17 protein-coding genes are annotated in these 22,172 nt (G+C 68.3%); 8 read left to right on the forward strand and 9 right to left on the reverse strand.

What is annotated here, in order from left to right:
* Positions 1-4: 4 nt before the first annotated feature.
* Positions 5-691, reverse strand: coding sequence for a phytanoyl-CoA dioxygenase family protein (locus tag AC04MD_RS06995; RefSeq protein WP_475496573.1), 687 nt, complete (start codon positions 689-691; stop codon positions 5-7).
* An 89-nt stretch (positions 692-780) separates the two neighbouring features.
* On the opposite strand from AC04MD_RS06995, the gene AC04MD_RS07000 reads away from it, so the two are divergent.
* On the forward strand, positions 781-1,389 hold the full coding sequence (locus AC04MD_RS07000) for a hypothetical protein (protein ID WP_475496574.1): 609 nt from the start codon (positions 781-783) through the stop codon (positions 1,387-1,389).
* A 68-nt stretch (positions 1,390-1,457) separates the two neighbouring features.
* Here the strand turns inward: AC04MD_RS07000 and AC04MD_RS07005 are convergent, their stop codons facing one another.
* The 3 genes from AC04MD_RS07005 to AC04MD_RS07015 all read right to left on the reverse strand — a co-directional run bounded on the left by AC04MD_RS07005 (position 1,458) and on the right by AC04MD_RS07015 (position 5,187).
* Positions 1,458-4,328: a serine/threonine-protein kinase gene (locus AC04MD_RS07005; RefSeq protein ID WP_475496575.1), complete on the reverse strand. Its 2,871-nt coding sequence runs from the start codon at positions 4,326-4,328 to the stop codon at positions 1,458-1,460.
* Between the two features lie 251 nt (positions 4,329-4,579).
* On the reverse strand, positions 4,580-4,825 hold the full coding sequence (locus AC04MD_RS07010; RefSeq protein WP_475496576.1) for a hypothetical protein: 246 nt from the start codon (positions 4,823-4,825) through the stop codon (positions 4,580-4,582).
* Between the two features lie 137 nt (positions 4,826-4,962).
* The gene (locus AC04MD_RS07015) at positions 4,963-5,187 is read right to left on the reverse strand and encodes a hypothetical protein (RefSeq protein ID WP_475496577.1); all 225 of its coding nucleotides are present in this window, start codon (positions 5,185-5,187) and stop codon (positions 4,963-4,965) included.
* Positions 5,188-5,478: 291 nt separating this feature from the next.
* Between AC04MD_RS07015 and AC04MD_RS07020 the strand changes: the two genes are divergently transcribed.
* The 3 genes from AC04MD_RS07020 to AC04MD_RS07030 all read left to right on the forward strand — a co-directional run bounded on the left by AC04MD_RS07020 (position 5,479) and on the right by AC04MD_RS07030 (position 7,391).
* The gene (locus tag AC04MD_RS07020) at positions 5,479-5,832 is read left to right on the forward strand and encodes a helix-turn-helix transcriptional regulator (RefSeq protein WP_475496578.1); all 354 of its coding nucleotides are present in this window, start codon (positions 5,479-5,481) and stop codon (positions 5,830-5,832) included.
* Positions 5,833-5,906: 74 nt separating this feature from the next.
* A complete protein-coding gene (locus tag AC04MD_RS07025; RefSeq protein ID WP_475496579.1) occupies positions 5,907-6,107 on the forward strand; it encodes a hypothetical protein in 201 nt (66 codons plus the stop codon).
* 225 nt (positions 6,108-6,332) lie between these two features.
* On the forward strand, positions 6,333-7,391 hold the full coding sequence (locus tag AC04MD_RS07030) for a DNA/RNA non-specific endonuclease (protein WP_475496580.1): 1,059 nt from the start codon (positions 6,333-6,335) through the stop codon (positions 7,389-7,391).
* 13 nt (positions 7,392-7,404) lie between these two features.
* Here AC04MD_RS07030 and AC04MD_RS07035 read toward each other — a convergent pair whose 3' ends face one another.
* Positions 7,405-10,023, reverse strand: coding sequence for a winged helix-turn-helix domain-containing protein (locus tag AC04MD_RS07035; protein ID WP_475496581.1), 2,619 nt, complete (start codon positions 10,021-10,023; stop codon positions 7,405-7,407).
* A 419-nt stretch (positions 10,024-10,442) separates the two neighbouring features.
* Between AC04MD_RS07035 and AC04MD_RS07040 the strand changes: the two genes are divergently transcribed.
* The gene (locus AC04MD_RS07040; RefSeq protein WP_475496582.1) at positions 10,443-11,894 is read left to right on the forward strand and encodes a nucleotide sugar dehydrogenase; all 1,452 of its coding nucleotides are present in this window, start codon (positions 10,443-10,445) and stop codon (positions 11,892-11,894) included.
* On the opposite strand, the gene AC04MD_RS07045 is transcribed toward AC04MD_RS07040, so the two are convergent.
* From AC04MD_RS07045 to AC04MD_RS07055, 3 genes are all read right to left on the reverse strand, one after another.
* The gene (locus AC04MD_RS07045; protein ID WP_475496583.1) at positions 11,879-12,712 is read right to left on the reverse strand and encodes a hypothetical protein; all 834 of its coding nucleotides are present in this window, start codon (positions 12,710-12,712) and stop codon (positions 11,879-11,881) included. The two genes, AC04MD_RS07040 and AC04MD_RS07045, sit on opposite strands and share 16 nt — an antisense overlap.
* An 81-nt stretch (positions 12,713-12,793) precedes the next feature.
* A complete protein-coding gene (locus tag AC04MD_RS07050; RefSeq protein WP_475496584.1) occupies positions 12,794-15,697 on the reverse strand; it encodes a protein kinase domain-containing protein in 2,904 nt (967 codons plus the stop codon).
* 181 nt (positions 15,698-15,878) lie between these two features.
* Positions 15,879-16,265, reverse strand: coding sequence for a DUF6165 family protein (locus tag AC04MD_RS07055; protein ID WP_475496585.1), 387 nt, complete (start codon positions 16,263-16,265; stop codon positions 15,879-15,881).
* 80 nt (positions 16,266-16,345) lie between these two features.
* Here AC04MD_RS07055 and AC04MD_RS07060 point away from each other — a divergent pair, with 80 nt between their 5' ends.
* The 3 genes from AC04MD_RS07060 to AC04MD_RS07070 all read left to right on the forward strand — a co-directional run bounded on the left by AC04MD_RS07060 (position 16,346) and on the right by AC04MD_RS07070 (position 19,701).
* The gene (locus AC04MD_RS07060; RefSeq protein WP_475496970.1) at positions 16,346-17,635 is read left to right on the forward strand and encodes a glycoside hydrolase family 2 TIM barrel-domain containing protein; all 1,290 of its coding nucleotides are present in this window, start codon (positions 16,346-16,348) and stop codon (positions 17,633-17,635) included.
* A gap of 82 nt (positions 17,636-17,717) precedes the next feature.
* Entirely contained in the window at positions 17,718-18,341 is a 624-nt protein-coding gene (locus AC04MD_RS07065; RefSeq protein ID WP_475496586.1) for a hypothetical protein, read from the forward strand.
* Between the two features lie 121 nt (positions 18,342-18,462).
* On the forward strand, positions 18,463-19,701 hold the full coding sequence (locus AC04MD_RS07070; protein ID WP_475496587.1) for an MFS transporter: 1,239 nt from the start codon (positions 18,463-18,465) through the stop codon (positions 19,699-19,701).
* A gap of 64 nt (positions 19,702-19,765) precedes the next feature.
* Here AC04MD_RS07070 and AC04MD_RS07075 read toward each other — a convergent pair whose 3' ends face one another.
* Entirely contained in the window at positions 19,766-21,955 is a 2,190-nt protein-coding gene (locus AC04MD_RS07075; RefSeq protein ID WP_475496588.1) for a M66 family metalloprotease, read from the reverse strand.
* Positions 21,956-22,172: the final 217 nt, after the last annotated feature.

Here is a 22,172-nt window from a genome sequence, read left to right on the forward strand (position 1 = left end):
CGACTCAGGGATCGAAGCGTTCGCGGGTGTCCATGCGCACGTTGCGCAGGTGCGCGGTCGCCAGGTGTGCGTCGTAGCGGGATTCGGCGAAGTAGCCGAACAGGATCGAGCGACGGCGCGCGCCGGAGGGATTGAGGCTGGCGCCATGCAGCAGGTCGGCGTCGAACACCACGATGTCGCCGGCGTCGCCGCTGAGCTGCAGTGCGCGTGCTTCATCGGCCGCATCGGCCGGCGTGTCGCCGGGCGCGGGCCGGTGGCTGCCGGGCACCAGGCGGGTAGCGCCATTGTGCGGGCCGAAGTCGTCGAAGAATGCCAGCGCGTTGACCGTATCGCCGGGACGCTGCGCCGAGAGGTCGCGGTGCAGGCCCTGGTGACCATAGCCATGCAGTGGCTCGCGGCCTTCGATCTGCGCCAGGAAGAAGCGCTCGCCGATCAGCGTGCCGGCCGCAGCCAGCACCGCTGGCAGACGGCAGACCGCCTGCATGCGCGGATCCAGGTCGACCATCGCATGTCGCCACCCCACCCCGCGAGGCACCGGCCAGGCATGCGATGGCTGCACGCCGCCGTCGAAGGCGGTGCGCAGGCCGTCCAGCCAATCCGCGGGGATGGCGCCGCGCAGCAGCACGTAGCCATCACGGTGAACTGCATCGTGGTCGATCACGGTGGAGAAGCATTTCTGGACGCCAGTCATGCTTGTACCGGAAGCCGCGCGCTACGCCAAGCGCGGTCGTCCGGCGAGCGCGTGATAGCGTTCGCCGACTGATTCGCAACGGTGCCGCCATGCCTGCCTTCCCCCGCGATGTGTCGCGGCAGACCCCGATGTTCCGAATAACGGGCAACGGCATGCCATTGCCCATCGCGGCCAGTCTCGTCGCGCTCGACGTTCGGCGCGACGTGGCAGGTGGCGCCAACGCTGTCCTGCGTTTGGCCGTGTCGCCCGCCGCTGCCATGGACAGCGCCTTCCTGGCCGCGCCGCTGGGCGCGGCACTGGAGATCGCATTGGGTGATCACGAGCCCCTGTCTACGGTGTTCACCGGTACGGTGCACGCGCATCGCCTGCAGCTGGCCAGCGGCGGAGCGCCGGAGACGGTGCTGGAGGCGGCTGCGTCCTCGGCACCGGTGGAGGCTCAGGACGCCATCGCATTGAGCGTGCAGTACGGCGCCATGCTGCTGGCGTTCGAGGGCGAACGCAGCGTGACGGCAAGTGGCATCCAGGTGCAGGCTCGGGTCACGCTGATCGGCACGACAGCCGCGCAGCCGGGTCTGAGGCTGGCGCTGCACGGCACGGCACGGGTGACGCCTTCGACGGCGACTTGTCCATCGTGGCCGTGCACCAGCAGCTCTCGCACGAGGGATGGCGCACGCGTGTCGAGGTGCGCCGCGATGTGAGGCCGACTTAGCGCACACACGCGCGCCATTGCACAGAACATGCCGGCGTCTGTCCCGTATCGACGACGCTAGTTGTCCGCGTCGATCCTGCCCGTCCTGTCGAACGTCGCCAATGCCGCGCGCATGCGCGTGCTGTCTGCACTGTCGGGACCGAACGTGGCCTGCGTGTGCGCCAGGGCCTGTTCAAGCCAGGCACGTGCTTGCGCGCGGTCGCCGCGTCGCAGGGCGACATCGGCACGCAGCATCATGGCCTGCGCCAGCAGCCTGCGCGATGCGCTGTTGGTCAGATGCTGCGGCAGTGTCGCCAGGACCTTGGTCAGCTGCGCCTCGGCACGATCCACGTCGCCGGTGCGCAGCGCCAGCTTCGCGTCGAGCGACTGGTTGAGGAAGCGCCAGACGAACGCGGGGGAGTAGGCGCGCAGCAGCACGCTGTTCTCGTCGAGCAGCCGGCGGGCATGGTCGAGATCACCGGGCGCGTCGCGCTCCATCAATGCCCGCACCAGGCTGGTCCGGTGCATCGTCGGCAGGGGTAGCCGATTGCGCCGGCTTTGCGCGAGCGAGGCCTGCAGGCGCCCGATGACTTCTTCCAGCTGCTGTGCGCGCGCCGTCGGCGAGGACGCGGGCAGGTCCAGCAGACGGATCGCCAGCATCGACTGCACCCGCTGCACGTCGGGATGATCCGCTGGATACGATGCACGCAGCAGCGTGTCCGCACGCCGCAGCAGGGCGATGCCGTCCTCGCGGCTGGCCGGATCGAAGAAGGCAGGGAGTGCGCGCACGCGCAGCACTTCCGCGTACTCCGGATGCTGTTCGCCGTAGTCGCGGCGAACGATCGCCTCCGAGCGGTCGAGCGCATGCCGGCAGTCGTCGAAGCGGCCCAGCGCGCAATCGGCGTGCGCGAGCATGCGCCAGCTGCGGCCTACCCGCGGATGTTGCTCGCCGAGCATCCGGCGGTCCTCGGCGAGCACCTGCGCGATGGCGGAATGCCCCTCTTCCATGCGGCCCTGCGTCATCAGGTTCTGCGCGGCGAGATAGCGCGCGCCTTGCGCGACCAGCGGGGCGCGCTCGCTCGCCAGGCCGATGGCGGCCTGCAGGTCCGCATCGGCATCGGCGAAGCGCGCCTGGCGCAGCGCCCATTCGCCGCGCAGCGTGCGCAGTTCGGCCTGCGCTGGCGCATCGCCGCCCCGTTCCGCCAGCGCGAGAGCCTCGCCGAGAGTGCGGTAGGCCGCGGCGTGCTGCACGCGGTGCCACTGGCTGCGTGCCTGCTCGGTCAGCAGTTGCAGGCGGACGGCTGCCGGGGTGTCGTCGTCGCCGGCGGCCAGCGCCTGTGCGGCGACGCGGCCGGCATCGTCGGGCTTGCCCTGCAGGTTGAGCAGGGCCGCCAGCAGGGCGGCCGTACTGGCGGGGTCGTCGCGTCGCAATGCGGCCGCTTCGCGCGCCAGTGCGGTGGCGCGCGCGTAGTCGCCGATGGCCATGTGGCTGCGGGCGAGCATGGCCAGGCCGCGCGCGCGTACGTCCGGATGGTCGTGCAGGTCGAGCGCGCGCATGCGCCGTTCGGCATCCGCCAGCAGTTGCTGCGACGACATCGGGGTGTCGCCCAGGCCGGACAGCGTGGCCGTGCCCAACGTCTGTTCGAAGACGTGCGACAACGTCTGCGCCTCGGCGGCCTCGTGCGCGAGGCGCTGGCTGCGCCACACTGCGATGCCGCCGCCGGTGGCCAGCGTCGCGATGCACGCGAACGCGATGATCATCGCTGTGCGGTGGCGTTTCATCGCGCGGCCCAGGCGATAGCCGCGACCGCCTGCACGCGCCTGTACGGGCCTCATCTTCAGCCATGCCTGCAGGTCGGCACGCAGTGCGGCGACCGACGTATAGCGGGCTGCCGGCTGCGTCGCGACGGCGCGCAAGGCAATGGCATCCAGGTCGCCAGCCAGCTGCCGCGACAGCGCAGTCGCCGAGCGGGCTCCGCGCGCGCGCGCAGCGTCGAAGGAGAGGCCGGCGGCCAGTGCTGACATCGGGACGGGTGGGTTGTCCTGATCGCCGCTTGCGTCGGGCACCAGTTGCAGTGGCGATCTGGTTCGCGGCAGCGTCCCGCCGAGCAGCGCGTACATCAGTCGCCCCAGCGACCATACATCGGCGGTCACCTGCGGAGCGGGGGATGACAGTGCTTCCGGTGCGGTGTAGCCCTGCGACATCGCTACGCGCGGGAGGCTGCCGGTCGCGGTCAGCGACGCCGTCAGGCCGAAGTCCAGCAATTGCACCTGGCCGTCATGGGTGACCAGGAGGTTGGACGGCTTGATGTCCTGGTGCAGCACATGCTGTCCGTGCGCATAAGCCAGCGCATCGCAGGCCTGCACCAGCAGGGTCACGCGCTGGCGGATGTCGGCGCGGCGGCGGTCGCACCAGAGATCGATCTGTTCGCCCTGCACGTAACGCATGGCGAACCATGGGTTGCCGACGTCGTCCACGCCCCCATCGATCAGCGTGGCGATGCCCGGGTGGTCAAGTCGCGCCAGTGTCGCGCGCTCGCGCAGGAAGCTGGCCACCAGCGTTGGCGACGACAGTTCGCGGCGGATGCATTTCAGTGCCACGCGCTGGCGGTAGTGGCCATCGGCGCGTTGCGCCTCATACACGGTGCCCATGCCACCGATGCCGATGATGCGCTCGACGCGCCAGGGTCCGACGCGCCGTCCCAGCCAGGGATCATGCGGGGGCGCGTGGGTCGCATCGGCCGCCAGCAGGGCCTCCGGGATGCGGTCCAACAGGTCCGACTGCGTCTCCGCGTCCAGCGCCGCGTCCGACCGCAGCAGCCGGTGCAGCACACGATGGGTATCGGGATCTTCCTTCGCCAGTGCGGTCAGCGCGTCCGCGCGCTGCGCAGGAGGCAGCGTGAGGTAGTCGTCGAACAGCGCCAGCGCGCGGACCGCGGGCGTGCTCATGGTCCCGCGGGCCGCAGATTGCCCGGCGCGTGCGCGGTGCAGGGACCTGGAATCTTCATGGCGCGCCTCCCGTGGCCGTCCCGGGAACAGGCGGCGTCATGGGAGGGGATCGCGGCGTTGCCGGCGGACAGGACGCGGCCTGCGTCTGGCGGGCGGTCGCTGGTGCTTTTCGGGCGTTTCGAAAGAAGGGAGGGCGCGAGCCCGGCGTCACGCCGGTACGCAAGCGGCTGGTCGCCGCCCGCCGTCCGGGGTCAGAACGAGCGGTTCACCCAGTCCGGATATCCGGCGAGCATGATGTCCGCCACGCGTTCGTCCATCAGCACGGCGCCGTTCGTGCGCATGTGGTCTTCGATGAACGTGCGGCCCGCGGTGTCGCGCGACAGGAAGATCATGCTGGGTCGGCGGTCGCGCAGTTCGAAGGCGTGCGAGGCGGGAACCAGCGCATCCGCAGGACACACCAAATACCCGCTGTCCACGCGATAAAGATGGAGTCTCAAGGTGTCGGCCTTTGCGGTTGAGGCCGCGGAGACGCTGCGGGCTGCAGCGGAGGCGCGGACACTAGCACGCCTGTGCGCCCGCCTGCCAAGCAATCGCAGGCGGGGTTCCGGGAGGCCGCGTACGTGGCCTCCCGGGGCTACGGTGCCCCCCAGCCACTGGCGCGGGCGCGGGCAATGGCGGCGTCTTCCGCGGCCTCGGGCGTCGCATGGCGCCGGCTGGTGACCACGTCCCCGCGGGCGCGGCCGTCGGCGATCTGGAACATGGCACGACCCTGCCAGTAGGTCGCCCCCAACACGTCGGTCTTCTGCAGGACCTGGACGGTGATCTGGTGTCCGTCCTCGATGATGGTCCTTACGCTCATCAGGTTCCCAAGTGTGCTCCCGGCGGTCGATTCTAGTCAGCAAGACTGCGGGTGCAACTCGCCTGGTTAGCGCGGCTGTCGTGATAAGCCGTGCTCACACAGGCGACGCCGCCGTCGGACTGCGTGCCGGAATGTCTTCGGACACGTGTCGATGCAGACCGTTGATCGGCGAGACGGACGGATTTTTCTGCGGAGTTGATCAATGTGGACGGCATCTCACATCGTGCTCACCGCGGGCGCGCGAGGGTGATCCGCGTAGTCGCAACAAGAGGACACGACATGTGGGCTTCGATGGCCATCAGGATCCGTCGCGCCCGGTTGGGTGCTTCGATGACGCAGTCGGACCTCGCCCGCCACGCGGGCGTCAACCGCAGCGCCGTGGCGCAGTGGGAACGGATGGAAGGCGGCACCACGCCGAGCGTGGCGAACCTCGCCAACATCGCCGTCGCCACCAAGGTCGCCTTCGAATGGCTGGCGACCGGCCGCGGGACGAATCCCGCGCACGCGCTGGAGGTGCCGGCCGTCGCCATCGCGTATGCGATGGATGAGTTCGAGGCGCACTGCCTGGACAGCCTGCGGCGCCTGACCAAGCACAGCCAGCGTCTGGTCTGCGAACTGCTGGAAGACATGTCCGGCAATCGTTGATGCGGTCCGCTGCGGCGATGACGCGCCGCATACATCCGCCAATCTAGGCTGGGTCATTCCTCAAGGAGATGACCATGACCCAGTCGACCCGTGACGACGTGATCCTGCAGCTCGATCGTGTGGACACCGCGCTGGAAGCACCTGACGCCGACAAGTCTTCCATCCTGCAGCAGGCGCTGGACTGGCTGGCGGACCACCCGCCGGAAAAGGCCGCCGATGCGCTGTACTACCGCGAACGCCTGCAGGTGATCCGGGAGCGCCACGGCGCGGCATGACGCCGCATGGCGGGCATGATGCCGCCCGCGAAGCAATGAGCTGGCGCCGAGTCCGGTGCCCGTGGGGCGCCGGGATACCCGTGCAGGCGTCTGCAACGGGCTGAAGCGCGCCGGCAAATGGCCGGCACCCACGCAGGTGCACGTGTCAGGAAGGCCGGTCCTCGAATTTCGTGGCGAGGTCCGTTGCAGGAACGCTTTCCGCCAGAAGGAAACCGGATGTCGCCGATGATCCTCACGAAGCACTCGGGTCCGCTGGTGCGTGCGTGCGCGCTGCTGGTGCTCGGCATCGCGGTGGCGGGCTGCACGACGCGTGGACCGGTGCATGCCGGCGCGGAGGTGAAGCGCGTACAGAGTCGGGCGACCGGTGACGGTGCCACGCGTCCGCGCTTCAGCGACGAAAGCATGCCGGCGATGGCGGGAGATGCACGCGAGGAATCACTGGCGACTGGCGCCGCACCGCCGCCTCCACCGGTGCATGCACCGATGGCGCGTTCAGCCGTGGTCTCGGCCAGCGCAAGGGTGGCGAATCCGCACTGCCCGTTCGGTGAACCGGTACCTCGTCGCGGACTGGACTTCGGGCCGACCGAGCGCGTGGTGCGTGCGGGCTACGCGCTGCTGCACAGTGCCGACCTGAAGACGCCGTACTGGGTATGCGAGGCCTATACCACGTCGTCGCTGCGCAACAACGTCGAGCGCGGCTCGCAGTCCTTCAAGACCGATCCCGTCCTGCGACTCGCACGTGCCGTGCCGCGCGACTACAACGGCTCTTCGCAGCACCACACGCGTGCTGGCCTGTTCCCCGTCGACATCGGCCACATGGCGCCGGCGGAGGCGCATTCCAGCAGCGAGCAGCGCATGGCGGACACGTTCTTCCTGTCCAACGCGGTGCCGCAGCACCGCGCGATGAACCGCGGGCAATGGGCGCGGCTGGAAGCCTGCGCCCGTACCACCGGACCGGTGCGCGGAACGAAATGGGTGATCAGCGGTCCGATGGTCTACAGCGAGCGCGACGTGCAGTTCGTCACCGTGGACACGATCGGCGACGGCGTGGTGATTCCCACCCACACGTGGAAGATCCTGGTCTACCGCACGCCGGCCGACGAGCTGCGCGCATGGGCGGCGGTCATGCCCAATCAGGTGCTGCCGGAGAACTCCCAGCTCGATGATTTCGCCACCAGCATCGACGCCGTCGAGGACGCCACCGGCTTCGACTTCCTGCCCGACCTGGGTGGCGCCGACGAGGCGCCCCTGGAGCGCGCGGTGGCACCGATACGGTGCCAATGATGCGGTCCGCGTACTAGGGAGCGAGCCCCAGCGATCTCGCCATCGAGGCGGCCTGCGTGCGGTTCTCCACCTGCAGCTTGCTGAGGATGTTGGCCACGTGCCAGCGCACGGTGTTGACCGAGATGAAGAGCGTCGTGCCGATCTGCGTGTTCGGCGCGCCCTTTGCGAGCAGGCGCAGCACCTTGAGTTCGCGGTCGGTCAGCGATTCCTGTACACCGTTGACGACGAAGGGGGTGGCGGCATGGCCCGCGATCGAGAGCCCGCCGTCGACCGGGTACTGCAACGCGGCGGCCGAGCATACCCGCGCGAGATAGTCCGCTTCCGGCGGCGGTAGCCGAGCGACCCTCGCCCGATCCCTCGCGAAAACCATGAAAGTCTCCCCTGCGCTCCTGCCCTGGTCGAGGATGCTGCGGATGAAGCCTTCTTCCGCGCCAAGCGTCAGAATGCGGCCGGCCGTGGCGAGCGCCGCGTCCGGCTGATGGTCCTGAGCCTGCGCCACCATCAGCAGCGAGAGGACCTGGATCTTGCGGGCACGCCGTTCGGCTACCTTGGCGAGATGGGCCAGCGTCTGCAGTGGCTCGATGGCGGCATGCGCGCGGCCTTCCGCGACGAGCAGACGGCACTGGCTGAGGGTGCGCAGTGCCGGCACGCGCGACCACGCCGTCGGCAGCGCGATGTCGTCGCCGATGCCGGAATGCCGTGCGAACCGGCGCGCCCCGACCACGTCGCCGCCCATCACGCGCAACCGGATGCTTTCGCTGTTGGCCAGCGCGCAGGTCCGCTCGAACGCCGCTTCGACATTGATGGTGATCGCCTGGTCGAGATAGGCCAGCGCCGCCTGGATCTGGCCGCGCGCGCCAAGCACGCCGGCCATGGCGAGGAAGCCGCCGGTCCGGATATCGACATACGCGCATTCGTCGACGAAGGGCAGATGGTCCTCCAGAATGGCGTCCGCTTCGTCCAGTTCGTTCATTTCGTAGTGGATCAACGCCATGAGCACGCGTGGCATCGCCGCGTTGAACGAACGCTCGCCGCTCGCGCGTACCGCCACCTGGATCGCGTTGCCAAGGCAGATACGGGCATTGGACAGCCTGCCCTGTGCCCAGTGGGTGAGGCCAGTGATGCAGTGGCTGTAGCAGACACCGTAGGCGCAGCCGCTGGTCGCGTGGAAGCGCGCTGACAAGACGGTGGCGTCGATCGCTGCGGCGAATTCGCCGCGCGCCAGCGCGACGAGTCCCGCAACGTTGTTCATGCAGCCGGAGAAGAAGTGGTATTCGGGGAGGTCCGGAAACACGACCGCCAGCATCGCATGGCAACGGTCGATGTCGTCCGCCATCAGGGCGACGATCGTGCGGAGCGTATGGATTTCCGCCTGCAGCAGGTCGCGCGCCGCATCCGAGGACCCGCACAGCGTATCCGTTGCGGACTCCACGCGTTTCAACAGGAACTCCGCCTGGTGCACCTGCGCCATATGCGCCAGCGCCCAGCACTGGTACAGCGGCAAGCGCGGATTCTGATCGAGTACCTGCATCGGAAAACGCTGTATCCATCGCGCGACCTGGGGCACGTGGCCCTGCTTGATCATGGTGATGGCGGACTGCTCGACGAGTCTGGCCGCGTGATCGAAGTCATCCGCATCCAAGGCCATGTTCACGGCTTCTTCGTACAGCCCCGCCCGTTCGAACCACGTGCTCGCGGCACGGTACAGGTCCGCCACCGCTTCGGGTTGCCGGGACCTGAGCTGCGCGCGCAGGAAGTCGCGAAACAGATGATGGTAGCGATACCAGCGTCTGCGGAGATCGAGCGGAAACAGGAACAGGCCGAGAGCTTCGACCCGTTCGATCACCACCTGCGTGTCGTGGCGACCGAGCATGGCGTTGCAGATGTCCGCGTTGAGCCGTTCGAGGATCGATGTATGCATCAGAAAATGCTGGATCTCGGGAGGCAGGCGCCGCAGCACTTCCGTCGCCATGTAGTCCGCAATGTCGCGCGTATCGCCGGTCAGGGCATGGATGGCATCGGCAGGGTCGTGGCTGTCCTTCAGGAGCAGGCTGGCCAATTGCAGGCCGGAACCCCAGCCCTCGGTGTGCCGTACCAGGCGCTCCAGGTCGCGAGGGCGCAGCGTCAGTCCGTGTGCGCGATTCAGGAAGGCCTCGGCTTCATGCTGATTGAACTGCAGGTCGCGCGCGCCAACTTCAACCAGCGTCTTGTCGGCCTTGTATCGAGCGATGGGCAGATCGGGCGGCACGCGACTTGCGATGACGATGTGCAGGTGCGCCGGCGAGCGCTCGATCAGTTGGCGGACCAGGTCGTTGATGCCGGGTGTTTCCGCAAGGTAGTAGTCGTCGAGGAAGACAATACGTGGCTCGGCGGATCTTTCGAGGTCGTTGACCATCCTGATGGTCACCTCGTCCACGTCGAAGGCCGTAATGCGTCCTTCGACGAAGCTCTCGGTCGCCGCTGAAACGACGCGCTGCTCCTGGTTCAGGCCTGCGATCAGGTGACGGACGAAGCTGACCGGTTGCCGGTCGTTGCGGTCGAGCGACAGCCAGACGCCCTGCGAGCCGGTTCTCGCGTGGCACTGGGCGATGAGCGTGGTCTTGCCGAACCCTGCGGCGGCGATCACCAGCACGACCTTGGGAAGGCGCTCGACCAGGCGCGCGATGAGTCGCGGACGCTCGATGGCCTCCGCGAGTCGCGTCGGCGGACGGAATTTGGTGGACAGGATGTGCGATGCGGTGGATGGCATGGTCTCCCCTTCGCGACCTGCACGCGGTCGCCGGCGTCCCTGTCGTCGCCTCCACACGGCTGCCGCGATGCGGCGATGCGCTGGCCGTCGGGACCTGTACGGCGACGCGACGCGTTCGCCGACTGAGGCATGGTACGCCTCGTGCGTCTACCGCTCGTCTTATGTGATCCGATGCTATGTATGTGACAGGACGGGCGTGTGCGTGCGTGCGATCCGTCCATCCGGATGGGGTTTCTCCGCCAACGCGGTCGCAGATTTGACCGTGATCCACTCCACACCACGCCACAGACCAGGAGGACACCATGGAACGCGACGATTCCCCGTCTTGCCGCTCGAAGCACGATCGCGCCACCGTTTCGCGCGAGGACGCGGGCATGGATGGAGGCGCGCTGGTCGCGATGGAGACCAGCGTCGACACGCCGCACCCTGAAGCCATCCGGCCGACTGTGGTCGACGAGGCGTCGCGGGATCTGCTCGCGAACATCGCGGTCGCCGTGGTGGGCCTGGGGCACGTCGGCCTCCAGGTCGCCATGGCGATGTCGACCAGATTCCCCACCGTCGGCTTCGAAGTCGACGAGACCCGCCTTGCGACACTGCGCAACGGCATCGACTGCAGCGGCGAGATCGCGCCGGATGCAATCGCCCGCAGCCATCTGAAGCTGCATGGCGATCCGGCGGCGATGGCGGACAGCAACTTCTTCATCGTGGCCGTGCCCACGCCGTTGACGCCCGGCGGCAAGCCCGATGTCTGCCTGCTCGAGCGCGCGTGCTCGATGGTCGGTGGCGTGATGCCGCCCGGATCGACGGTGGTATTCGAGTCGACGGTGTATCCCGGTGCCACGGAAGAGATCTGCGGTACGGCGCTCGAGCGTGCCAGCGGCCTGCAGTGCGGCGTGGACTTCCATCTCGCCTACAGTCCGGAGCGGCTCAATCCGGGGGACACGGATCACGGTTTCGCGTCGGTCGTCAAACTGGTCTCGGCGCAGGACGCGAAGACGCTCGATCGGGTCGCTGCGGTATACGCCACGGTGATCGACGCTGGTGTCTACCGCGCGAGCTCGATCAGGGTGGCCGAGGCGGCAAAGGTCCTGGAAAGCACGCAGCGCGACGTCAACATCGCCCTGGTCAACGAAATGGCGAAGATCTGCGGACTGCTCGGCATCCGCACGCACGACGTATTGCGCGCGGCGGGCAGCAAGTGGAATTTTCTACCGTTCGCGCCTGGGCTGGCGGGTGGGCATTGCATCGGCACCGATGCCCGCTATCTCGCCGACAAGGCACAGCGGCTCGGTTACCACCCGGAAGTGATTCTGGCTGCGCGCCGGATCAACGACAGCATGCCGTCCTATGTCGCCAGCCGGATCGTGCTGAAGATGGCCGAGCGCGAACAGCGCATACGCGGCGCACGGGTCGGGATCCTCGGCATCACCTTCAAGGAGGACGTGCCGGACCTGCGCGACTCGAAGACGGTGGAGCTGGTCGAGGCACTGGGGGTCTATGGCATCAAGGCGCACATCGCCGATCCCCGTGCCGATCTGTACGAGAGCCGCAGCGAGTACGGCATGGAGCTGGAAGACGAAACAGACTGGCGCGACCTGGATGTCCTGGTGCTGGCGGTACCGCACAGAGAGTTCCTGACGAGGATCCACGAGCAGATCGACCAGTCGCTGCGGCCCGGTGGCGTGTTCGTGGACCTGAAGGCCAGGGTGGCGCCTGCGGACCTGCAGGAAGACGTGTGCTACCTGTCGCTGTAGGGGCGTCGTGCGATTCCCGGGCTCTCGCCGAGCAGGATGGTCAGCGCACCGCGCAGATCACTGGTGCCCTCGGTCCCGTTGTCGGGACGATCCTGCAAGGCGCCCTGCAGCTCGACGAGTTCCCGGTGGTCCAGGTCGCCGCGCAGGACCAGGGCAAGGACCGTGCCGCTGCGCAGGTGGCCCAGCAGCCGGGTGACAAAGCCGATGCCATGGTGCGCGACGAGCGCCTGCAGTGCGCGCCGTTGCAGCCACAGGTCAATGGCGCTGAAGGGCGACGCCGCGCCGGGCGACGACAACGCGAGTGCGGAGATGCGCGCATCGTCCGGTGACTCACGCGCGATGATGTCCAGGGATACCGAGACACGCGGCAGGCGCTCGTGCAGCGTCGCCTCATTCCACGGAGGCGACACGCCGTCGCTCAGGTGTAGCCAACCGGCAAGGTAGTCGTCCAGTTCGTCGCGTGCGTCCTGCAGCGGCAGCGGGTCCGGCGTCGCCGCCGCATCGTCGCCCAGCCATGCCCAGGTGGACGGCAGGTCGAGTGTGCGGCGCCATGCGTCGAGACGCGCATGCAGTGCGCCTGGAAGGACGTCGCGTAGCGGTGCGCCGGGGATGCCCGCGACGCGGTCCGTCCATGCGCGGCAAATCACCACGATGACGGCCGTCGGGTCGTCCTGTGCGTTTTCCAGCCATGCAGGCTGCCTCCAGTCTCGCAGTTCCTGCAGGTGGACCGTCGACAGTAGTGGATCCGGCGTGGACGTTGCGCGTCTCCAGCGAGAGCGCGCGCTCGGCGAGCGCGGCGCGCTCGGTGCAATGGCCACACATCGGATCATGTTCCTGCAATGGGATCGGATGTCTTTTCGTGACCGGACGCGCAGTCAGGACGCTCGCTTCCACCACTGTCAGTCGACAGTCACCGCACCGGTGCGATCGAACGTGGCCAGGCGGGCTTCGGCATCCGCGATATAGCTGTCGCGCAGGCGCTGGATCGGGCGCAGGTCCTCGATGGACTGTTGCAGGAGCGTGCGCGCTTCGGCGTTCGCGCCCTGACGCGCGAGCAGCGCCGCCCGCAGGGCACGCACCAGCGACAGCGTGCGCCGGTTGTTGTCGCTGGACAGCGCGCTGCCGGTCGCTGTGGCCCCGGGCTGTGCGAGATCGCGTTCCAACGCGTGCGTCAGCGGCGCCAGCACACGGCCTGCCATCGCAAGATCATCGGCCAGGTAGGCCAGCCGCGCGCGGTCGTAGTCGTTGCGATAGTAGACGCTGTAGGTCGGTGGATACGCGCGCAGCGTGGCCACGTTATCGTCCAGGGCGCGACGCGCGCGGGCGAGGTCGCCGGGGCCCTTCCGCGCTTCCAGCGCATCGGCCAGCGTGATCCGGTCCAGTGGCCGCAGTGGCAGTCCGCCGCGGGCGAAGCTGGCCTGCACCGCGTCGAGCCGCCGGACCACTTCGTCGAGCTGGGCGGCACGGTGTGCATCCGACACGTCCGGCCAGTAAAGGAGGCGACGGGCCACCATGAAGCGTACGTGCTGCACCGCGTTGTGGTCGGGCGGATACGCGGCCTCCAGCAGCGACTCGGAGCGTCGCAACAGGGCGACGCTCTCCTTCCTTTTGCCATCGAGCCCGAGCATCAGGGCGCGGACCTGCAGCAGTTCCGCGTATTCGGGATGGTCGGCGCCGTAGTACCGGAGGATGATGCGTTCCGCGCGGTCAAGGGCGTCCGCGCAGGCCTCCAACTCGCCACTGCTGCACAACTGGCCGCCGTATACACGCCAGGTGCGGCCTACCAGCGGGTGATCGTCGCCCAACAGCGCCCGGTAGTCCTTCAGCAGCGTTTCCACGACGCGTCGCGCCTCGGGCAGACGCTCCTGCATCACCAGATTGTGCGCGCTGATTCGCTGGGCCTCGTACGCCAGCAGCGGAGACGACGGATTGGGAAGCGCGATGGCGGCCTGCGTGTCCGATGCCGCTTCGGCGAAGCGCAGCAGCCGGATGTTCCACTGTGCCCGCTGGGTGAGCAGTTCGGCCTCTGCCGCCGCATCGCCGGCGCGGCGCGCGATGTCCAGCGCTTCATCCAGCCGCTGACGTGCCTGTCGGTGATCGGCCAGATGCCAGTGGGCCCGCGCGAGTTCGGTCAGCAGGAGAGGCCGCAACGAGGTGTCGTCGCTGTCGAGCGTCTCGAGCGCGGTCAGCGCGAGCGAGGCCGCCTCGGCAGGCTTGCCCTGCAGATTGAGCAGGGCCGCCAGCGTCGCTTGACTGCGGGTGGCGTGCGCTCCCTTGCCCTGCAGGGCTGTCGCTTCGCGTGCGAGGGCCGTTGCACGGGGATAGTCGCCAAGGACGGCGTAATTGCGCGCCAGCATCGCCAAGCCCTGTGCCATCGCCTCAGGCTGCTGGTCCAGCGTCAGGGCGCGCATGCGGCGCTCGCTTTCCTGCAACAGCGCGTGGGACGACATAGGGGTTTCGCCCAGGCCCGACAGCGTGGCGACACCCAGCGTCTGTTCCAGCACCGCCGCGACGCTTTGCATGGCCTGCGCCGACCGCGTGTCGTTGCGCTGCTTCCAGGCGATCGCGCCGAGACCGATCGCCGTCGACAGGACAAGCAGAGCGGCCAGACCGGCCGACAGGCGATGGCGGGCCAGGAAGCGCGCGGTGCGGTATCGAACGCCACCTGCCCGCGCTTCGACCGGACGGACCTCCAGCCATGCGCGCAGGTCGGCATGCAGGCGACGCACACTGTCGTATCGTTCCTCCGGCCGGGCGGCGATGCAGCGCAGGGCGATGGCATCGAGGTCGTGCGACAACCGCTGCGCCAGCACCGCAGTATTCCGGCATCCCCGCCGGCGTGCGTCGTCCTCCGATGCGTGGGCGGCGAGCCGGGACATCAGGACCGGCGCGTCGGCGCCGGGCGTGCCGCCCACCAGACTCGCCATGTGCGAGCGGACGTGTGGCAGTTCGCCCGTCAGCAGCCTGTACATGACCATGCCCAGCGACCAGATATCGCCGCTGATGGCGGGTGCCGCCACGCTCAACGCCTCGGGTGCGGTATAGGCATGGGACAGCGCCAAGCGTTGCGCGCCGGGTGACCCGGTGAGCGAGACGCTCAGGCCAAAGTCCAGCAATTGCACCTGGCCGGCATCGGTGACCAGGAGATTGGAGGGTTTGATGTCCTGATGCAGGACGCCGCTGGCGTGCGCGTAGTCGAGCGCTTCGCAGACCTGCAGCAGCAGGGCGACGCGTTCGCGCACGCTGGCGAAGCGGTGGTCGCACCAGACGTCGATCGGCGCGCCCTCCACGTAACGCATGGCGAACCACGGCTGTCCCGACCCGTCGATGCCGCCGTCCATCACGGGGACGATGCCGGGGTGGTCCAGCTCCGCCAGGATGGCGCGTTCACGGCGGAAGCTCTCGATCACGCGAGGCTCCGACAGGTCACCCCGGATGCACTTCAGGGCGACGCGTTGATGGTACTGGCCATCATCCCGCTCGGCCTCGTAGACCGTCCCCATGCCGCCGGTACCCAGAATGCCGGTGATGCGCCAGGGTCCCAGCCGCTGTCCCAGACGGGCATCGGCCACCTCGTTGTCGTCGCCCTCCTGGAACAGCGTGCCTTCCGGAATCGCGTGGAAGATGTCGGACATCGCTGCGTCGTCTGTCAGTCTGGAATCGGACGTGAGCAGGCGTGCGAGGACCTCGTGGGCATCCGGATCGCGTACGGCGAGGTCGGCGAGCGCTCGTCGCCGCGCCGCGCCTGACAGCACGACGATCTGGTCGAACAGGTCAAGGGCACGAAGGGCGGCGGGGTTCATGGGGACTCGGCAATGCGGCCATCAAGGCCTGCTGCAGGCTGCGATTGAAGTGCTTTACATCGCAGCCGCCCGGCAAGACAGGACGCCGCATCGGCTGCTCCGGGCATGCGTTGGATGCCCGCTACGCAGGCGACACCTGGACGAGCGACCGTCGGTGGCCGAGCGTCCATCCAGTCGCGGGTCAAGCCTGGTATTGCTTCTCTTCGATGAAACGCGAGCCGGCCAGGCGGTTGATCGCGTTCTTGACGGTGATGCGCTCGCCGTTGCGCTGTGCGACGGCGCGGGCGAGGGTGACGAACTCGTCGTCGAACGTCTGCGCAGCCTCCCTGGCACGAAGCGCATCCTGCACGTCCCACATGCGCTCGTTGATCGCACGCAGCTCGTGCTTCATCGCGACCAGGTCCTGCTGCGCGGCCGCCAGCGGTTCCCACAGGGCGCGCAGTCCGTCCAGCTCGACCTGCACGTGCGCGCGCTTGCCGGCGTCGTCGATGCGTTCGGCCTTGATCTCGAGGATGGTCAGCTTGTCGGCCAGCTCGCCGATGGAAACGGGGATCAGGATGGTGTTCATGCGGGCATTCTAGCGCCGCCACGGTCCGGGGCGGCGTGCATGGCATGATGCTCCGTCCCCGTTGGCCGGAGAACGTCCGCATGCTGCAGCGCCTGTTCGTCTCGATCCTCGCCCTGGCACTCCCCATGGCTGCCATCGCGGCGCCCTCGCAGGTTCGCATCGTGCAGGAGGACGGTGTCTACACGATGCGGGTGGACGGACAGCCCTTCCGCGTGAAGGGGGCCGGCATGGGCGGCGAGGGCCAGGACGCGCTGGCGTCTCGCGGGGGCAACTCGTTCCGCACATGGAGCACCGGGATGGACCAGGCCAAGGTCCGCGCGATGCTGGATCGTGCGCAGCGCAACGGGTTGAAGGTGGCGATGGGCATCGAGGTGGGCAATGAGCGCCACGGCTTCGATTACGACGATCGCGCGGCGGTGAAGCGGCAGCTCGAGCGCATCCGCCGCGAGGTGAGCCTCTACAAGGATCACCCCGCCGTGCTGATGTGGGTGGTGGGCAACGAACTGAACCTGCACTACAGCAACCCGAAGGTGTGGGATGCCGTGGGCGGAATCACCGACATGATCCACACCGAAGATCCGGCCCATCCCGTGATGACCACGCTGGCGGGCTTCGACCGCAAGCTCATCGACCTGCTCAAGGCACGCGCGCCCTCGCTGGACCTGATCGGCATCCAGCTCTATGGCGACATCGGCGCGCTGCCGGAGAAGCTGGCGAGCAGCGGGTGGACCGGGCCTTACGTGGTCACCGAATGGGGCCCGACCGGACACTGGGAAAGTCCGCTGACCACCTGGAAGGCGCCGATCGAGGACGATGCCTCGCGCAAGGCGACGCTGCTGCAGCAACGCTATGAGCAGGTCATCGCGGCGGACACGAAACAGGGGCTGGGGTCGTACGTATTCCTGTGGGGCAACAAGCAGGAGCGCACGCCGACCTGGTATGGCCTGTTCCTGCCCAGCGGCGAAAGCACGCCGGCGGTGGATGCGATGCAGTACGTCTGGACCGGCGCCTGGCCCGCGAACCGTGCGCCGTCGATCCAGCCGCTGCGGCTGGACGGCCGCGGTGCGATCGACAGCGTCACGCTGACGGCAGGCGAGCCGTACACGGCGAGCGTGGTAGCGAAGGATCCCGATGGCGATCCACTCCGCTACCGCTGGACCGTCCTGCACGAAAGCACCGCCACCAGCATCGGCGGCGATCGCGAGGACGTGCCGCCTGACGTCGCGTTGGTGATGCAGGAGGATGGCAAAGGCGGCGTGACCTTCACCGCGCCGGACGCGCCGGGCGCCTACCGGTTGTTCGTGGAGGTCCACGACGGCAAGGGCCATGCGGCCTACGCCAACCTGCCGTTCCGGGTCGCCGCGCGCTGACGCCCTCCACGCATTGCGCGACGATCCCTGGCCGGCAACAATGCGACGTGCGCCGGGGGGCGCATCCATCGAGGGAGAAACCATGCGTTACTGGATAGCGGGCCTGCTGCTGCAGGCCGGTGTGATGGCGGGTGCGTCGGCGCAGGAGGTGGCGTCGCCGGGGCAGGCCGCTGCGGCGGTGCAGACGGGAACACTGGTGGTGGACATCAAGCCCTTCACCAGCGAGCAGGAGTTGCCGAAGAAAGTCAACGAACAGCTCAAGAGCGGTGCGCTGGAATGGGGCGTGCGCGATGGACAGATCGTGTTCACGATGGTCAGCAAGCAGTTCATCGATTTCCCGATCAACCACATGACCCGCTACGGCCAGCAGGAATCGCTGTCGCTGCCGGCGGGCGAGTACAGGGTGACCGGGATCGGCCTGGAGATGCACACCAGCTTCAGCGTCAAGAAGGCGCTGGAGCGCGGCGCGTTCGTGAACCAGGATGCGGTGGTGTTCCGGATCGAACCCGGCAAGACGACCACGCTGTCGATCAATCCGGTGATCCGCAAGGACGCCATCTTCGGCAGTGCGTTTTACATGCCGACTCTGATGGCCACCGTTCAGGGCGACGCGGAGGCGACCCCGGAGGTCGCGCTGAACACCCGCATCGGCACGTCGATCGCGTGGCCGGCCTACAACGGGCCGCTGAAGTTCGTCGCCAAGTAAGCCGGTGCGCGGCGCGGATCCGGTGCTCCCCGGCTCCGCGCCCGCCAGGTGGACGCCAGGGCGTCCTCAGCGTTCCGCCGGCGGGGTCGACCCATGTTGCTGCGGTGCAGCACAATACGCCATGGACGTCGCCCCTCCCCCCGCTCCCTCGCTTCCCGCCGCCGGCATGACCCCGCGCCAGGTCGGCCTGATCCTGTTCGCGTTGACGCTCGGTGGCTTCGCCATCGGCACCAGTGAGTTCGCCAGCATGGGGCTGATGCCCAACATGGTGGCCTCGCTCGGCGTGACCGAGCCCCAGGTCGGGCACTTGATCAGCGCCTACGCGTTGGGCGTGGTGGTCGGTGCGCCGCTGCTGGCGATCCTCGGTGCTGGCTGGAAGCGCAAGACCCTGCTGCTGGCGCTGATGGGTTTCTACGCACTCGGCAACCTGGCCAGCGCACTCGGACCTACCTACGAAAGCCTGCTCGTGTTCCGTTTCATCGCGGGCCTGCCGCATGGTGCGTACTTCGGCGTCGCCGCGCTGACCGCGGTGGCGATCAGTCCACCGAACAAGCGCGGCCGTGCGATCAGCCTGGTCATGCTGGGCCTGACGCTGGCCATCCTGATCGGCAATCCGCTGGCGACCTGGCTGGGCCAGGTCATCGACTGGCGCTGGGTATTCGCGGTGGTCGCGCTGGTCGCGCTGAGTACCGCCGTGCTGCTGGCGATCTGGCTGCCCGCCGGCATCGACGGCGCGAAGGCACATCCGCTGGATGAACTGCGTGCCTTCAATCGACTTCCGGTGTGGCAGGCATTGGCCATCGGCGCGATCGGCTTCGCCGGCATGTTCTCGGTCTTCAGCTATCTGGCGCCGACCATGCTGGAAGTGACGCACGTGTCGCCGGCGTGGATTCCGCTGGGCCTGGCCGGGTTCGGCGTGGGCGGCGTGATCGGCAATTTCGTCGGCGGCTGGCTGTCGGACCGGTTCCAGCTGCGCGGTGCGTGGATGGTGCTGGCCTGGGCGATGGTGGCCTTGTTGCTGTTCCCGTTGTTGGCGAAGGGATTGCCGACGATCCTGCTGGCCACGGTGACCATCGGCCTGATGGGCGCGCTGGGCCCTATCCTGCAGTCGCACCTGATGGACGTGGCCGGCGATGCGCAGACGCTCGCGGCCGCCTCCCACCATGCCGCCTTCAATACCGCCAACGCGCTCGGGCCGTGGCTCGGCGGCATGGCCATCACCGCCGGCTATGGCTGGACGTCGACAGGGTATGTCGGTGCGGCGATGGCGGTGGCGGGACTGCTGCTCTACCTGTGGGCGCGACAGACGTTGCAGGCGCAAGCCGGCATCGCCGGCGCTGCCTGCGAATCGTCGCGCTGAGCAGCGAGGCCACGATGACCTGGTGACGCGCGGCGCGTCCCTGCGCCTGCGCGTTCCCTTGCTGTCAGCGGTCGAGGGCGCGCACGGTGATCTTGACGGTCGTATCCGTGCTGCCACCCGCGTCTTCCACCCGCAAGGTCAGGGCGTGCTCGCCTGCGGGCAGCGACGTCCAGGCATCCAGTCCCTCGTCGATCGGCTTCCGGCCCACCAGCCAGGTCGCACGCGCGTCATCTCCGCGGTCCTGTTCGCCGTTCGTCGCGCTGCCCCACAACCGCAGGGGCTGTCCCTCCTGGTAGGTATGGCCATCCTGTGGATGCAGGATGGCGACCTGTGGTGGGCGCGCAGGCAGCGTGATCGACAGCGGCTTGGATGCGGTGGAATGGAAGCCGTCGTGGGCGACCACCTGCAGCAGGACCTTGCCGGCCGGCAGTTGCACGCCTGCCAGTCGCGCCGCGGGCTCCACGATGCCGGTCGCGAGCGACTGCCACTGTTCGCCATCGCGCGACCAGCGCAGCCAGTACTCGGTCGCGCCGCGCGTGGCAGTCCATTCGACGTGCAGCTGGCCCTTGCGGTCGAGCTTCGCCTCCAGGCCCTCGACCTTCGGTGGCTTGCCGGGGGAGGCACGTGTCCATTGCACCTCGCCATCGGCGAGGATCTCGAGCGCGCTGCCCGGCGCCACGTCGGCGACCAAGGCCTGCGCAAGGTATTCGCGCGGCGGCGTGCCGTCATCGGCGCCGCCATCACCGCATCCGCAGCCGCACGCAGCGGTGTGCAACCGGCGCAACGGGGCGTCGGCCAGCACCTTGTCGCCATCCCGCAAGCGGGCCGTGAACGGCGTGGCGGTCGTCCGCTCCAGGGTGGCATGCATGCGCGTGCGGGCGACATGCATCACCTCGGCCACGCGTCCGTCGACGATATGCACGATCAGCGAGATCATGTGCTGTGGCTCGAATGGCGGCGGAAACACGGGCAGCTCCAGATCGAAGTCGAACGGCGGCGGGTCCGGAATCGGAAACCACGGCCAGCGGCGCATCTCTTCCCAGACGAAATCCTTCCACCAGGGGAAATCCATGCCCACCGTCACCGGATTGAGGCGATCGTTCTGCAGCAGGCGCTGGTAGTGGTGCACGGAGATCCACGACGGACCTCCGTACGCCATGAAGTCGCGGAACGTCTGCGGCGAGGCGAGGTTGCCGTTGTTGATGTCCAGCCCGAACTCGCCGATGGAGGCCCGCCGCGCGGCCGGCGTGTCGTACGGCTCGTACGCCGGATAGTTGGGGTCGGCGTTCGGCGCGCCTCCCGCCGGCGCGTGCGGCAGTCCACAGGCGTGGCCCGCCTCGTGCGCCAGCGTGCCGGCCTGGTTGATCGGGCCTACCGCGACGCCGCCACCGCCGCAGCCGCCCACGGGGCCCATCGGCGTGCCGGCGGGCAGCAGGCCATAGTAGATCCAGCCCGGCTGGTTGCCGTCGGCCGTGCGTGCGTTGGCCACGCGGGCGTGCAGCGCATCCCAGCCGGCGCCGCATCCGCTGGTGGGGAAGCTGGTGTCCTGCAAGTGGTTGGTCAACGCGAGCGAGCCGGCCGTGCGGAACTGCGCGGTGGATTGCACCGGGAACAGCGTCAGTGCCCGTCCGGACATGGCCTGCAGGTCGGCGAGCGTCGGTGCGGCCAGGGTGAGGTTCGGCGCGTTCGGCGCATTGCTGGCCGGCCCGTTGTAGGAAATCATCACGCCGGCGAGGCGCAGTGTCTGCCGCAGCGTGACCGGCACGGTCAGGCGCCGCTCCGCCGTCCGTGCGCCGCTGCTGGCGCGTGCGATCAGCCGCAACGTGCCGATCATCTCGGCGGCGGGAATGATGAAGTTCAGCGTGGTCGCCAACACGCCACGCGTGTCGTCGTAGTTCTGGCCGAGGGTCAGGCCGGGCACGCTCGCGGGCACGGGCGGTGTGGGGTTGAGCGTGGCGATCGTGCTCCAGAGGAAGCCGTGGCGGCGCCGCTGGACTTCGAGCGTGCCGCTGATGCCGCTGGCACCGAACAGGCTGCCCAGATAGACGCGCACCCATGCCGGCTTGTTGGCGACCAGGGCGATGGAGTTGTCGGCGCCGCGGTCGTTGCTGTCGGTGAGATGGCCATCGGCATCGTAGTGCTGGATGGCCTGGGTGACTTCGATGCCGGCGATGTAGAGGCCGAGCCGGAAAAAATCCAGTTTCTGTGCTGATTCGAGCAGGCTGCGGTCGATCAGCTCCTTCGTGATGTCCATGCGTCGCTTCCTTCGGTTGAACGGATCCCTGTTCCCCCGTCAACGCCGCGTTGCGCGCATGAAGGACACCGCTGATCCGATGTGCGGATCAGCGGCATGAAGTGTGCTGGAACCGATGGAAGGTGGCCGCTGGCGAGGACGACCGCGTAATTACGCGGCTAAGGCGGGGACGGGACAGGTGCCATGGACTCGTCGCATCGCACATGAAACGCTCGCT

This window comes from Pseudoxanthomonas sp. LjRoot206, assembly GCF_056175725.1.